At 64.4% G+C, this 13,903-nt stretch carries 14 protein-coding genes; 7 read left to right on the top strand and 7 right to left on the bottom strand.

Annotation, left to right across the window (positions count from 1 at the left end):
- Positions 1-9: 9 nt before the first annotated feature.
- On the top strand, positions 10-558 hold the full coding sequence (locus tag AKL02_RS16980; protein ID WP_078522531.1) for a TlpA family protein disulfide reductase: 549 nt from the start codon (positions 10-12) through the stop codon (positions 556-558).
- 224 nt (positions 559-782) lie between these two features.
- Here AKL02_RS16980 and AKL02_RS16985 read toward each other — a convergent pair whose 3' ends face one another.
- On the bottom strand, positions 783-2,015 hold the full coding sequence (locus AKL02_RS16985; protein WP_232621651.1) for a PAS domain-containing protein: 1,233 nt from the start codon (positions 2,013-2,015) through the stop codon (positions 783-785).
- A gap of 174 nt (positions 2,016-2,189) precedes the next feature.
- On the opposite strand from AKL02_RS16985, the gene AKL02_RS16990 reads away from it, so the two are divergent.
- The 4 genes from AKL02_RS16990 to yddG all read left to right on the top strand — a co-directional run bounded on the left by AKL02_RS16990 (position 2,190) and on the right by yddG (position 6,165).
- Positions 2,190-3,062, top strand: a complete 873-nt coding sequence (locus AKL02_RS16990; protein WP_232621652.1) for an EAL domain-containing protein — start codon at positions 2,190-2,192, stop codon at positions 3,060-3,062.
- A gap of 110 nt (positions 3,063-3,172) precedes the next feature.
- Complete coding sequence (locus tag AKL02_RS16995; RefSeq protein ID WP_078522528.1) at positions 3,173-4,348, top strand: acetyl-CoA C-acetyltransferase; 1,176 nt, start codon at positions 3,173-3,175, stop codon at positions 4,346-4,348.
- A 105-nt stretch (positions 4,349-4,453) separates the two neighbouring features.
- The gene (gene phbB / locus AKL02_RS17000; RefSeq protein WP_078522527.1) at positions 4,454-5,176 is read left to right on the top strand and encodes a beta-ketoacyl-ACP reductase; all 723 of its coding nucleotides are present in this window, start codon (positions 4,454-4,456) and stop codon (positions 5,174-5,176) included.
- A gap of 68 nt (positions 5,177-5,244) precedes the next feature.
- A complete protein-coding gene (gene yddG / locus AKL02_RS17005; protein WP_083078372.1) occupies positions 5,245-6,165 on the top strand; it encodes an aromatic amino acid exporter YddG in 921 nt (306 codons plus the stop codon).
- A gap of 80 nt (positions 6,166-6,245) precedes the next feature.
- Here yddG and AKL02_RS17010 read toward each other — a convergent pair whose 3' ends face one another.
- From AKL02_RS17010 to AKL02_RS17020, 3 genes are all read right to left on the bottom strand, one after another.
- Entirely contained in the window at positions 6,246-6,413 is a 168-nt protein-coding gene (locus tag AKL02_RS17010) for a YdcH family protein (protein WP_078522525.1), read from the bottom strand.
- A 118-nt stretch (positions 6,414-6,531) separates the two neighbouring features.
- Positions 6,532-7,299 (bottom strand): tRNA1(Val) (adenine(37)-N6)-methyltransferase, encoded by a 768-nt coding sequence (locus tag AKL02_RS17015; protein WP_083078371.1) that lies wholly within the window; start codon positions 7,297-7,299, stop codon positions 6,532-6,534.
- A gap of 5 nt (positions 7,300-7,304) precedes the next feature.
- Positions 7,305-7,517, bottom strand: a complete 213-nt coding sequence (locus tag AKL02_RS17020) for a putative signal transducing protein (protein WP_075773958.1) — start codon at positions 7,515-7,517, stop codon at positions 7,305-7,307.
- A gap of 60 nt (positions 7,518-7,577) precedes the next feature.
- On the opposite strand from AKL02_RS17020, the gene AKL02_RS17025 reads away from it, so the two are divergent.
- The gene (locus tag AKL02_RS17025; protein WP_083078582.1) at positions 7,578-8,588 is read left to right on the top strand and encodes a polyprenyl synthetase family protein; all 1,011 of its coding nucleotides are present in this window, start codon (positions 7,578-7,580) and stop codon (positions 8,586-8,588) included.
- Positions 8,589-8,637: 49 nt separating this feature from the next.
- Here the strand turns inward: AKL02_RS17025 and AKL02_RS17030 are convergent, their stop codons facing one another.
- From AKL02_RS17030 to AKL02_RS17040, 3 genes are all read right to left on the bottom strand, one after another.
- Positions 8,638-9,519 (bottom strand): 4-(cytidine 5'-diphospho)-2-C-methyl-D-erythritol kinase, encoded by an 882-nt coding sequence (locus tag AKL02_RS17030; RefSeq protein WP_083078370.1) that lies wholly within the window; start codon positions 9,517-9,519, stop codon positions 8,638-8,640.
- The gene (locus tag AKL02_RS17035; protein ID WP_133051973.1) at positions 9,506-11,380 is read right to left on the bottom strand and encodes a tetratricopeptide repeat protein; all 1,875 of its coding nucleotides are present in this window, start codon (positions 11,378-11,380) and stop codon (positions 9,506-9,508) included. The genes AKL02_RS17030 and AKL02_RS17035 overlap by 14 nt, the downstream gene beginning before the upstream one ends.
- A gap of 165 nt (positions 11,381-11,545) precedes the next feature.
- Positions 11,546-13,192: an electron transfer flavoprotein-ubiquinone oxidoreductase gene (locus tag AKL02_RS17040; RefSeq protein ID WP_083078368.1), complete on the bottom strand. Its 1,647-nt coding sequence runs from the start codon at positions 13,190-13,192 to the stop codon at positions 11,546-11,548.
- Between the two features lie 237 nt (positions 13,193-13,429).
- Between AKL02_RS17040 and greA the strand changes: the two genes are divergently transcribed.
- Positions 13,430-13,900 (top strand): transcription elongation factor GreA, encoded by a 471-nt coding sequence (gene greA, locus AKL02_RS17045; RefSeq protein ID WP_078548983.1) that lies wholly within the window; start codon positions 13,430-13,432, stop codon positions 13,898-13,900.
- The last annotated feature ends 3 nt before the right edge of the window (positions 13,901-13,903 follow it).

The following is a 13,903-nucleotide window of genomic DNA, read 5'->3' on the forward strand; positions in this document are numbered from 1 at the left end:
GGAGGCTATATGTTACGGTTTCTCGTCCTTTATACGGCGCTGGCGCTGGGTGCAAATGTTGCGCAGGCCGCGGATCTAGATGCGGTGAAATCGGGACAGATGGAATCCCTCGTCACCTATGACGAACCGCTGCCGCTGCCGCCTTTCACGGTGACCGACGAAAGCGGCGACGAGCATTCGATGAAAGACTTCGAAGGCAAAGTGGTGCTGATCAATTTCTGGGCGACGTGGTGCCCGCCCTGCCGCGAGGAAATGCCCTCGCTGAATGCGCTGCAAAAAGCCTACGGCGAGAATGGGTTTCAGGTGATGACGATTGCCACGGGCGGTTCGAACTCGCCCGAGAAAGTCGCCGCCTTCTTCGACAAGGAGGGCATCGACGCCCTGCCCCGGTTCCACGACGATGCCAATTTCGCCGCCCGCGCAATGGGCGTTCTCGGACTGCCGGTCTCCGTGCTGGTCGACAAGAACGGCCACGAGGTTGGCCGGATGATCGGCGGCGCGGAATGGGATTCGCCCGACGCGAAGAAGGTCATCGAGGCGCTGATCGACGAGAAGTAAGGGAGGGTAGTGTGGCGGCAGCAGGCACTTTGCCGCCGGACCGGTCTTCCGTTGCGGCCCGATTTTCGATCGCATCCCGAGCAACCCGGTCCGCGTGTCGCAACATTTTGCAGAGTCCGGCGTCTGGGCTGCATCTGAACTGCCAGCCACGCCTCTGCCCGCGCGAACTTGTTCTTCGCAGTTCTACGCTGAATGTTTCCTTTGGCGCTTCGGTCCGCCGAGACTCACGCCGCGCTTCTCCCTGCGCGCAGATAGCGCCCTAGCCAATGTTCGATCTCTTCCGACAGGGCCAGGATGGCCTCCAGCCGCCCTTTGATATCGTCATGGAAACTGTCGAGCTGGTCGATCGTAGCCGCGAGGCCGCCATTCGCATCCCGCATGCGCCCACACTCGACGCGCCCGAGAACGCGGATCGTGTCGAGCCCGAGCAACTGGCGACGAATGTCTCGGCTTTGGTTCATCATATCGTCGGCGAGTTCGGCCGCTTGACGCATCGCGGCATTTGCATCGGCGGTGCCTTTGGTGACGAGCGACTGAAGCAATGCGCGTTCTTCCTCTCGGGGCTGATCATTCTGCACCTCTTCGCCCATAAAATTGGTGCTCATTTCGTTTAGGACGCGCGCGCAGCCCAGTTGGAACACGGCGCGCGCGACCTGAAAGGCCATCTGACCGCAGAGATTGCCGCGACCGGCAACGAATTTGCGCAGCCGCTCCGAGATGACAGCAGACGAGGCTTTGTAATTTTCCGAGATCGCGGACACCGGCCCTCCGGACGGCTCTAGCCGCGAGGCAACGATCCGCATGTTGTTAGGCACGGATTGCAATGCTTCGAAACTGCGTAGAAGTCCGAATTGCTCCTTCGTGAGGCGCCCCATCGCGGTGTTCAATTCGGCCAGCATCCGCGTATTCTCATCGGCATTTCGATTGAGGCGGCGATCCCGTTCGGTAAGCTCAAGCGCCAGCGCATAGGCCATGAAGGCGGTGTAGCTGGAATAGCCGCCACGCTCCGCGAAATCACGCAGCAGCGTCGCGCTCTCCTCCGGGTCGAGCGACTCCGCCCGCTCGCGCGCAGAGAGATCACGGTAGAGCTGGTGGATTTCATCGGACAGCTCGCTCGTCGGTTTCAGCCGGACCGAGAGGTAGCCCCCCTCGATCGGCATGACGACCGCGAAGACCCAATACCACCCGCCGCCTTTCGCCTTGTTCTTCACATAGGCGCCCATGGGATAGCCTTTTTTCAGCGCATCCCAAAGCACCCTGAACACCGCTCGCGGCGTATCGGGGTGGCGAACGATCTTATGCGGCGCCCCGATCATCTCGGACCACTCGAACCCCGCGGTGCGCCGAAAAATCTCGTTGCCCGATTGGATCACCCCACGCGTATCGGTGCGCGAGTAGAACAATTCTTCCAGCGCGAAAGGCACCTCGTTGGTACCGCGCAGTGCCGGCTGCCCCATTTTCGTCATCGCCCATTCTGTTCCATTGAGGTCCACCCTAGGCACCTGCCGGTTACCATCGACTTAACGCCGGATGCGAATTTCCCGTTAACCACGAGTCCGGCCTATTTCCCGGTCTTTACCCCTTCTTAGGCGCTTGCGCGGATGCTTGGCTCGAAGGCGAAGGAGGGGCAGATGAAGAATCGAGACGCGAGGGCCATGCCGGTGCATCGTGACGAAGATAGCCCGCTGAGCTTTGCGGCTGCCGAGCAAAGCCGGCAGGCCTTGGCCATGGTGCGCGCGGCGATCGACCGGCACGACGTCATGCTGGCCTATCAGCCCGTGATCCAGACCTGCCGCCCCGACCGACCCGCGTTTTACGAGGGTCTGATCCGGGTTCTCGACGATCGCGGGCGCATCATCCCCGCGAAGGAGTTCATCAACGCGATCGAACGGACGGAGGTCGGGCGGAAACTCGATTGCCTCTCGCTCGAACTGGGTCTGAAAGCGCTCCTTGGCCAGCCGGATCTGCGCCTGGCGATCAATATGTCGGCGCGCTCGATCGGCTACGCGCCCTGGACCAAGGTTCTCAATCGCGGCCTCGCGGTCGATGAAACCGTCGGCGAGCGTCTCATCCTGGAGATTACCGAAAGCTCGGCGATGGAAATTCCCGAACTGGTCAGCGTCTTCATGGAGGATTTGCAGGCGCGCGGCGTCAGTTTCGCGCTCGACGATTTCGGGGCGGGTTACACGTCTTTCCGCTATCTGCGAGATTTCTACTTCGACATCATCAAGGTCGATGGGCAGTTCATCCGCGGCATCTCGCACGATCCGGACAATCAGGCGCTGACGAAATCGCTGCTCGACGTGGCGCGCCATTTCGAGATGTTCACAATCGCCGAAGCGGTCGAGTCGCTGGAGGATGCCGAATATGTGGCAAGCCTCGGCGTCGATTGCATGCAGGGTTATTACTTCGGCGCACCGACGATCCACCCCCCGGGAGCCAGTCTTCCGAACCGCAGCGGAGGCGTGCATGACCCCAGCCAGAGCGCAATAAACTTGCGTTAACAATTTCCAGAGCGACGGGATTAAGCTTGACCTCTCGTTCCCTTCCGCCATGCTGCGCAGCAGCAGAACGGACGCGCTGTCGCGCCCGCTTAAGTGATGAGGAGGATCCCATGACCAATGTCGTCATCGTCTCGGCCGCGCGCACGCCCGTCGGCTCGTTTTTGGGCGCGTTTGCCAATACGCCCGCACATGACCTCGGCGCCGCCGTGATCGAGGCCGTCGTCGCCCGCGCGGGGATCGAGAAGTCCGATGTGTCCGAGACGATCCTCGGTCAGGTACTGACCGCGGGCCAAGGCCAGAACCCCGCCCGCCAAGCCCATATCAACGCAGGCCTGCCGATCGAAAGCGCCGCCTGGTCGATCAACCAGGTCTGCGGTTCGGGCCTGCGCACGGTCGCGCTCGGCGCCCAGCACATCATGTGCGGCGATGCCGATATCGTCGTCGCGGGCGGTCAGGAAAGCATGTCGCTCAGCCCCCATGTCGCGCATCTGCGCGCGGGTCAGAAGATGGGCGACATGAAGATGATCGACTCGATGATCAAGGACGGTCTGTGGGACGCATTCAACGGTTATCACATGGGCCAGACCGCCGAGAATGTCGCGACCCAGTGGCAGATTTCGCGCGAGATGCAGGACGAATTCGCGCTGGCTTCGCAGAACAAGGCCGAGGCCGCGCAGAAGGCTGGCAAATTCGCCGACGAGATCGCCGCCTTCACCGTGAAGACGCGCAAGGGCGACACGGTCGTGGATCAGGACGAATATATCCGCCACGGCGCGACGATCGAGAACATGCAGAAGCTGCGCCCGGCCTTCGCCAAGGATGGCTCGGTGACCGCGGGCAACGCCAGCGGCATCAATGACGGTGCGGCCGCGGTGCTGCTGATGTCGGAGGAAGAAGCCGAGAAGCGCGGGCTCACGCCGCTGGCCCGCATTGCCTCCTATGCGACCGCCGGGCTCGACCCGTCGATCATGGGCTGCGGCCCGATCCCGTCCTCGCGCAAGGCGCTGGAGAAGGCGGGCTGGAAAGCCTCCGATCTCGACCTGATCGAAGCCAACGAAGCCTTCGCGGCGCAGGCCTGCGCGGTGAACAAGGACATGGGTTGGGACGTCAGCAAGGTGAACGTCAATGGCGGCGCCATCGCCATCGGCCACCCGATCGGCGCCAGCGGCGCGCGAATCCTCAACACCCTTCTGTTCGAGATGAAGCGTCAGGGCGCGAAAAAAGGCCTCGCCACGCTCTGCATCGGTGGCGGCATGGGCGTCGCGATGTGTATTGAAGGCCTCTAGCGGCAAAAAAATGCTGCATCTGCAAAAAGAGCGCGCAACTTTGTTGCGCGCTCTTGTCATTTTCGGTAACAGCATTTCAAGGGCATTCCATTTGGAGGAGGAATCATGGCGAGAGTTGCATTGGTCACCGGCGGATCGCGCGGCATTGGCGCGGCGATCTCGAAGGCGCTGCAGGCGGCGGGCTACACGGTCGTCGCGAACTATGCCGGCAATGAGGAGGCTGCGGCCAAGTTCACCGAGGAGACGGGGATCAAGACCTACAAATGGTCGGTCGCCGATTACGACGCCTGCGCGGCGGGGATCGAGCAGATCGAATCCGAGGTCGGCCCGATCGACGTTCTGGTGAACAACGCGGGCATTACCCGCGACGCGCCCTTCCACAAGATGACCCGCGAGCAGTGGAACCAGGTGATCGACACCAATCTCAGCGGCATTTTCAACATGACCCACCCGCTCTGGACGAAGATGCGCGAGCGCAAGTTCGGCCGGGTCGTGAACATCTCCTCGATCAACGGCCAGAAGGGTCAGTTCGCTCAGGCGAACTACTCGGCGGCAAAGGCGGGCGATCTGGGCTTCACCAAGGCGCTGGCGCAGGAAGGCGCGCGCGCAGGCATCACGGTCAACGCGATCTGCCCCGGCTATATCGCGACCGAGATGGTCATGGCGGTGCCGGAGAAGGTGCGCGAGTCGATCATCGGCCAGATCCCGGTCGGTCGTCTGGGCGAGCCCGAAGAAATCGCGCGCTGCGTGGTGTTCCTCGCCTCCGACGATGCGGGCTTCATCACCGGCTCGACCATCACCGCGAATGGCGGTCAGTACTTCATCTGATTTCGCCTCTTGGCATTCTCGACGGAGGCCCGCATTTTGCGGGCCTCTTTAGTTTTGGCGGGGACAGCATGACACGCGGCAAGGCCACTTCGATCGGGTTCACAGCGGTTCTGCTGTGGGCGCTTCTGGCGCTGTTCACCGTGGGGTCGGCCCCGGTGCCGCCTCTGATGCTGAATGCGCTGTGTTTCGCTTTGGGCGGCGCGGTGGGCGTGATCTGGCTGGTGGCGACCGGTGCGCTGGGGCAGCTGCGGCACGTGTCGTGGAAGGTCTATCTCGCCGGGACCGCGGGGCTGTTTGGTTATCATTTCCTTTATTTCTCGGCGCTGCGCCTCGCGCCCCCGGCCGAGGCCGGGCTGATCGCCTATCTCTGGCCGCTGCTGATCGTGCTGTTTTCCGGGTTGCTGCCCGGCGAGCGGCTGACGCTTTGGCATGTCGCGGGGGCGGTGCTTGCGTTTGGCGGAGCCGCGCTGATCTTCGGGGGCGGGATTTCCGCCGATCCGGCGGCGCTGCCCGGCTATGGGCTGGCGCTGATCTGCGCGCTGACATGGTCGAGCTATTCGCTGCTGTCGCGGCGCTTCGGCGCGGTGCCGACGGCGGCGGTCGCGGTCTATTGCCTCGCGAGCGCGGCCCTGTCGGCCGTCGCCCATCTGGCACTGGAGCCGACGATCTGGCCTGCGGGCGCGATCGGCTGGGCCTCGGTGATCGGCTTGGGGTTGGGGCCTGTCGGGCTTGCCTTCTACACATGGGATCTTGGCGTGAAGCGCGGCGATATCCAGCTGCTGGGCACGGCCTCCTACGCAGCCCCTCTGGTCTCGACGCTGGTGCTGGTCGCAGTCGGGATTGCGGACGCGCGGCCTACCCTGCTGATAGCGGCGGCGATGATCGCCGGAGGGGCCGGGCTGGCGGCGCTTGGCGGTCGGCGACGGCGCAGCGCGCCACCTCCACCCGACGTGACTGGGCAGGAGATACCGCGGAAGGGTTCGGCCTGAGTCGCCGCGCGCTAACAGGCCCCTTTCAAACGACACGGGCCGCCCCGAAGGACGGCCCGATTAAACTCGTGGGAGGGCCCTCAGGCCGTTTCGAGGCGGTGGATTTCCTCTTTCAGCCTAAGTTTTTGCCTTTTCATCTGAGCGATTTCGAGATCGTCGATGCCGGGTCTGCGCGAAGCGCGCTCGACCTCCATCGACAGAGCCTCATGTTTTTTGCGAAGTTCGGTGATATGCGAACCAAGCGACATGGCAGTCTCCTCTCCAGTTGTCAGCCCGTCGATTGCAGCACAGGTTTTGAGTCGTGTCACGGAAATGTCGTATAGCGACGGGTTATCCCCAGCATTTTCGCGAAATCTTGCGAAAGCGTTAACGCGGAATCGGCAATTTTTGACCTTCGCGCAGGATTTCGCGCGCAATTTCCGTCAAATCCTCTGCATCGCGTGAGTGCATCGGCGCCGAATGCAGGATCAGCGGCGCCAGAAGCTGCAGCGGGGTCCGCGCACCTTTGCGGGCGGTGACGATCACCCGCCGCGCCGGGCGACCGACTCGGGGCGCGATCGGCAGAACGGAGATCGCGCCGGTCCGCCCGTGCAGCCCCACCAGCAGATCCGCCAGACGGTCGGCCTGCTGGATCAGCGTGATCCGCCCCTCGGGCTTGAGCCGCCGCAGCCCCGCGTCGAGCCATGCGCTGATCGGCGTCGCCTCGCGCTGCGCACGCTCGCGGCCGGGATCGGCGGCCGGCGTGCCATCCTCGGGCCCGAAATAGGGCGGGTTGGCGATGACGTGATCGAAGCTGAGCGCCCGCAGATCGGCGGGCATCTGCGCCAGATCGCCCTCGATCACCTCGAGCGCGATCCCGTTATCCGCCGCGTTGCGCCGGGCCAAATCGGCATAGGCGGGCTGCAACTCCACCCCGCTTTGCGCAAGTCCCGGCACCCGCCAGCCAAGGCACAGGCTCGCCACCCCGGCCCCGCAGCCGAGCTCCAGAACCGACTGGCCCGTCTGCGCCGGACAGGCCGCCGCGAGCAGGACCGGGTCCATCGCCGCGCGGTAGCCCGCGCGCGGCTGGGCGATGCGCAACCGCCCGCCGAGAAAGCCATCGACTGTCAGATCCTCGGGCCCGAACCGATCCATGGGCGTCAATCCGATTTTATCTCGTTATCGCGCAGAACCGCCTGCGCCATGAACATGTCGCTGTCGCGCACCATCAGGCGGCGCGGAAGGATTCCGAGCGAGCCTTCCAGCACGCTCGTATGGACGTCGAGTTGAAACGTGCTTATACCCTCGCCCTCGAGAAGGGCGGTCGCCATGGCCAGTTTCACCGGGTCCGTGCTGCGCAGTAGCTCTTTCATATCCCTCACTTACGGCCCCTTGCGAGGGCTGTCGAGATGAGGCAGATCGAAGGGATGAACATGAGCCTCGACGACAAGCCCGACAACACGGCAAAACCGCATGACCGGCTCGCGGAAGCCTTGGCCAACGACATGGCGGCGGTGGATGCGCTGATCGCCGAGCGCATGGCCTCGGAAAACGCGCCGCGCATCCCCGAAGTGACCGCGCATCTGGTCGGCGCGGGCGGCAAACGGCTGCGGCCGATGCTGACCGTCGCGGCGGCGCGGCTGTGCGGCTACGAGGGCAGCCTGCATCACAACCTCGCGGCAGCGGTCGAGTTCATCCATACCGCGACGCTGCTGCATGACGATGTGGTCGACGAGAGCAAGCAGCGCCGGGGCCGCCCGACCGCGAACCTGCTCTGGGACAACAAGTCGAGCGTGCTCGTTGGTGATTACCTGTTTGCGCGGTCCTTCCAGCTGATGACCGACACCGACAACCTGCGGGTTCTGTCGATCCTGTCGAACGCCTCCGCCGTCATCACCGAGGGCGAGGTGCTGCAGCTGTCGGCCGCGGAAGACCTGAACACGACCGAGGACACCTATTACAAGGTGGTGCGTGGCAAGACCGCGGCGCTGTTCTCGGCGGCGACCGAGGCGGGCGCGGTTCTGGCCGGTGCACCGGAGGATCAGATCGCGGCTCTGCACGATTACGGCGAAAGCCTCGGGATCGCGTTCCAAGTGGTCGACGATCTGCTGGACTATCTCAGCGATGCCGAGACGATGGGCAAGAACGTGGGCGACGATTTCCGCGAGCGCAAGCTGACCCTGCCGCTGATCAAGGCGCTGGCGAAAGCCGACGGCGAGGCACGCGCTTTCTGGACCCGCACCATCGACAAGGGCGACCAGCGCGACGGCGATCTGGAGCATGCGATGGAGCTGCTGCACGCGACCGGCGCGCTGGAAGAGACCCGCGCGGCGGCCCTCGAATGGGCCGATCGCGGGCGCGAGCGGCTCAAGGTGCTGCCCGAGAGCGATCTGCGGCAGATGCTGGACGATCTGGCGGATTACGTGGTGGCGCGGTTGCGCTGAGGGGGGGCTCTGCCCCCCCGCCCTGCGGGCTCCCCCGGGGATATTTGGGTCAAGAGGAAGAGGCGCGGCTTTGGGGCTGCGCCTTTTGCGTCTGATCGCCGAGCATGCCAGACGCGCGCCACCAGTCGGGGCGACGTTGGGCCAGCATCGCCTCGGCGGCCTGCGCTCCGTCCAGCGTCTCGAACAGCGCGAAACAGGTGGCGCCCGAGCCCGACATCCGCGCGAGGCGGCAGCCGGGCAGCGTCATAAGCCCGTCCAGAACCTCCCCGATCACCGGGGCGGAGGCGATGGCGGGGGCCTGCAGGTCGTTGCGCTGGGTCGCGAGCCAGTCGATGCAATCGGGCGCGCCGCTGAAGGTCGGAAGCGCTTCCGGCATCGGGGGATTGTCCTTCGAATCGAGCCCTTTGAAGATCGCAGGCGTCGGCACTTCCACGCGCGGATTGACCAGAAGCGCGGGCAGCGGCGGCAGGGTCACGGGGTCCAGCGTCTCGCCGATGCCGCGCACGCGCTGGGGCTGCGGCGTCAGGCACATCGGCACGTCTGCCCCAAGTTGCGCGGTCTCTGACGGGAGCAGCTGGTCCCAAAGCGCAGCCAGCCCGCGCAGCGCAGCCGCCGCGTCTGACGATCCACCGCCGATGCCCGAGGCGGGCGGCAGATATTTGTCGAGATGGATCTCGGCCCCCTGCCCCGCCGGGCGCGACAGGAGGGACGCGGCCTTCAGCACGAGGTTCGATGGGTCGGCGGGTACGCCTGCCGCCTCCGGCCCCGCGACGCTGAGCGACAGCGCGTCGCTCTCGCGCAGCACCAGCCGGTCGCCCATCGGCCCGAAGGCCACGAGGCTGTCGAGCAGGTGATAGCCATCGGCCCGCTGGCCGATGACATGCAGCGTCAGGTTGATCTTCGCCGGCGCGAAGGCGTCAATTATTCGCATCGCTCGCGGGAGTTTCGGGGGCAGCCTGAGCGGTATCCTTGCTCGGGCCCTTATCCTCGAGCGGCGGCAGACCCTGCTCCTTGCGCAGCTGGTCCAAACCCACCTTGATCTTGCGGCGGATCGCGTCGGGATCGAGCTCCTCGGTGGTCTCCGCATCGTCGGTCGCGAAGGACAACGCGCGGCGCCACTGGAACTTCGCCTCGCGCTGGCGGCCCACGGCCCAGAGCACATCGCCGAGGTGGTCGTTGAGCAGCGGATCGCGCGGCTCGAGCTCCACGGCGCGCTCCATCTTCTCGGCCGCCTCCTGATAATGGCCAAGCTTGAACAGCGCCCAGCCGAGGCTGTCGATGATGAATCCCGCATCCGGACGCTCGGCGGCGGCCTTGCGGATCATGTCGAGCGCCTCGTCGAGATTCTCGCCCTTGTCCACGTAGGAATAGCCCAGATAGTTCAGCACCGAAGGCTGATCGGGCGAGAGGCGCAGCGCCTCGCGGAAGCCTTTCTCGGCCTCGTCCCAATTGCCCGAGCGTTCCTGCGCAATGGCGCGCGAATACCAGACGAACCAGTCCTTCGGCTCGGGCTGGCCAAGCAGGTCGATCGCCTTGTCATAGGCCTTTGCGGCCTCGGCAAAGCGGCTCTCGCGGCGCAGCGTATCGCCGAGCGCAGTCCAGACGCCCACGAGCTTGGGACGGCTGCGCGACAGGTTCTCGAGCACTTCGATCGCCGCATCGTTGCGGCCCGCGCGCACCATCGATTCCGCGCGTCCGATCTCGGCGGCGTGGTAGATCGGGCTGTCGGGCTTGATGTCGGCATAGGCTTCGATGGCCAGATCGTATTGGCCCTGCTGGTCGAGCATCGACGCGGTCAGCAGCGTCGCGTCATCCATGTCGGGCCGGATCATGTTCGCCAGCCGCGAATGCACCAACGTGAACGTGTCGGGCGCATCCCCGATCAGCGCCTGAGCGACCGAGTAATAGACCTCCGCCACGCCGTCGGACGCGTTGCGCACGACGTCGAAGGGCAGCGTGTCGCCCGCCTCCAGCTTGGTGCGAATGTCCTTCAGCTGCGGGTCGAGATCCTTGCCGAAGCGATCCTCGATCAGTTTCAGCGCCTCTTTGTTCTTCTCGAGCTGCGAGAGCACTTCGACATGGGCGAGCACACCGCGCCGGGTCGAGGTGATCTTCTCGCCATGCTCGCCGCTCAGGATCGCATCGGCACCTTCGTAATCACCGACCAGCGCCAGCGCGAGTGCCTTGTGGAAGCCCGCGAAGGCCGCAAGGCCCTGCTGCTTGCCGACCTCGTCGAAAGCGGCGGAGGCGTCGGACATCTTGCCGTCGCCCGCCAGCGCCCAGGCCTTGGTCAGACCGCCCACGAGCGGCCCGGGATCGGCACCGCTGTCGAGAAGCGCGAGCGCCCCGGTCCAGTTCTTTTCATGCGCATCGGCCGCCAGCGCCGTGAGCGCCGCGATCTGGCTGCCGGTTCCAGCCTCCACCATCTGCTGCGCAAGCGGCGTGGCGCGGTCGAAATCGGCGATCGCGATCTCGGACACGAGCGTCGCTTCCGCGGTCGCGCCGCTGGTATCGCCGCTTGCCATCAGCTGACGGTAGTAATGCGCGGCCTCGGCGAAATCGAATTGCTGCGACGCGATGCGCGCGGCGAGATAAGCCCCCGCCTCTGCGGGGCTCGGGTCATTCGCGGTGTCGGCAGCATCGCCTTTGGCCTCGGCAGCATCGGCAGCCTGCGCCGCATCTTCGGCGCTGCCAGCCTTCGGCGCATCCTGAGCCAGCAGCGGCATCGGCGCGGTGGAGCCCATCAAGAGGGCGAAGAGCGCAAGGCGCAGCGGGGTCTTCAAACTCGACACGAAACGGTCCTCTCATTCGGGTTGAAATCGAGCGTAACGGCGCGCTGCGGGCATTACAATGAGCCGTACCACCGCACGCGGGAAGCCGCCTGCGCAGACACGGCGTTGTGATGGGCGCGGAAGAGGGCTGGATAAGGAAAAGGGGCCCGCAGGCCCCTTTCGCGATCACATGTTCGGGTAGTTTGGCCCGTCGCCGCCCTGCGGGGTGGTCCAGTTGATGTTCTGGCTCGGGTCCTTGATGTCGCAGGTCTTGCAGTGGACGCAGTTCTGGAAGTTGATCTGGAACTTCGCGTCGTCGCCCTCGCCGACCACCTCGTAGACGCCGGCCGGGCAGTAGCGCTGCGCGGGCTCGTCATATTTCGGCAGGTTCACCGAGATCGGGACCGACGGATCCTTCAGCTGCAGGTGGCAGGGCTGGCTCTCTTCATGGTTGGTGAAGGAGAAGCTGACATTGGTCAGGCGGTCGAAGCTCAGCTTGCCATCGGGTTTGGGATAATCGATCGGCTTGAACTTGCTCGCCTCGCCGGTCGCTTTCGCATCCGATTTGCCATGCTTGAGCGTGCCGAACAGCGAGAAGCCGAAGAGGTCGTTGGTCCACATGTCGAGCCCGCCGAAGATCAGCGAGGGGATCATCCCCCATTTCGACCACATCGGCTTCACGTTGCGGACCTTCTTGAGGTCGTTCGCGATCGGACCCGAGCGCAGATCGGCTTCGTATTCAGTCAGCTCATCGCCCGAACGCCCGCCCTTGATGGCCTCCGCCGCAGCTTCCGCCGCCGCGATGCCCGACAGCATCGCGTTGTGGTTGCCCTTGATGCGCGGCACGTTCACGAGCCCCGCCGAACAGCCCAGCAGAACCGCGCCCGGCACGGTCAGTTTCGGGATCGACTGCCAGCCGCCTTCCGAAATCGCCCGCGCGCCGTAGGCCACGCGCTTGCCGCCTTCGAGCAGTTCCGCGACCATCGGGTGATGCTTGAAGCGCTGGAACTCCATGTAGGGGTAGAGGTGCGGATTCTCGTAGTTCAGGTGCACCACGAAGCCGACATAGACCTGATTGTTCTCAAGGTGGTAGATGAACGACCCGCCGCCCGCATTGCCGCCCAGCGGCCAGCCCATCGTGTGGGTCACGGTGCCTTCGCGGTGCTTCTCCGGGTCGATCTCCCAGATTTCCTTCATACCGAGGCCGAATTTCTGCGGGCAGTGACCGTCGGAGAGGTTGTGCTTCTCCATCATCACCTTGGCGAGCGAGCCGCGCACGCCTTCGGCGATCATCACGTATTTGCCGCGCAGCTCCATGCCCGGCTCGTAGCCCGGACCCTCGGTGCCATCGGGGTTCTTGCCGAATTCGCCCGCAACGACACCGGCGACGCGGTCACCGTCCCAAACGATTTCCGAGGCGGCCATACCGGGGAAGATCTCGACGCCCAGACCTTCGGCCTGCTCGGCCATCCAGCGGCAGACATTGCCCATCGAGACGATGTATTTGCCGTGGTTCGACATCAAGGGCGGCATCGGCCAGTTCGGGATGCGCATCGCCCCGGCCTCGCCCAGCATGTAGAAATTGTCTTTCTTGACAGGCACGGTGATCGGCGCGCCCTTGTCCTTCCAGTCGGGGATCAGTTGATCCAGACCGCTGGTGTCGAGCACCGCGCCCGACAGGATATGCGCGCCCACTTCCGAGCCCTTCTCGAGCACGACGACCTCGAGCTCCGGGTCGATCTGCTTGAGACGGATCGCCGCCGAAAGCCCCGCAGGCCCCGCGCCCACGATCACCACATCATATTCCATCGACTCGCGCGTCACTTCGGTCATGTCTGTCGAACCCCTTGCTGGTCGTCCTAGCTGGCGTCCTGCCTAGCCTACCTCGCGTAACGAGGCAATTGTTACGCTGCGATGCCGCGCAACAATCTTGCGCCAAATTACGATCCCTTCCCAGACTGAGGAGATCGGCAATTCGCCGCGAAAATCGCGCTGTCCACTTGACTTCCGGGGGTGAGAGCAGATTTAGATGCCCTGAATTGGGGACAGTTCCGAATTCGGGAGCCTTCCATGGACAAACAACCGATGACGCGCGCGGGTTTCGACGCGCTCAATACAGAATTGAAAAAGCTCAAGTCCGAAGAGCGGCCCGCGATCATTGCTGCGATCGCGGAAGCGCGGGAATTGGGCGACCTCTCGGAGAATGCCGAATACCATTCGGCACGCGAGAAGCAGGGCTTTATCGAAGGCCGGATCAAGGAGCTCGAAGGGCTTCTGGGCCGGGCCGAGGTGATTGACCCGTCGAAGATGACGGGCGCCGTGAAATTCGGCGCGACCGTCACCATCGTCGACGAGGACACCGACGAAGAGAAGACCTACCAGATCGTCGGCGAGCCCGAGGCCGATCTGGAGAAGGGCAAGCTCAACATGAAATCGCCGTTGGCGCGCGCGCTGATCGGCAAGGACGAGGGCGACTCGGTCGAGGTTCGCACCCCGGGCGGCGACAAGGCGTACGAAATCCTCAAGATCGTTTTCGCCTGACGC

The organism is Thioclava electrotropha, from assembly GCF_002085925.2.
Taxonomy (GTDB): domain Bacteria; phylum Pseudomonadota; class Alphaproteobacteria; order Rhodobacterales; family Rhodobacteraceae; genus Thioclava; species Thioclava electrotropha.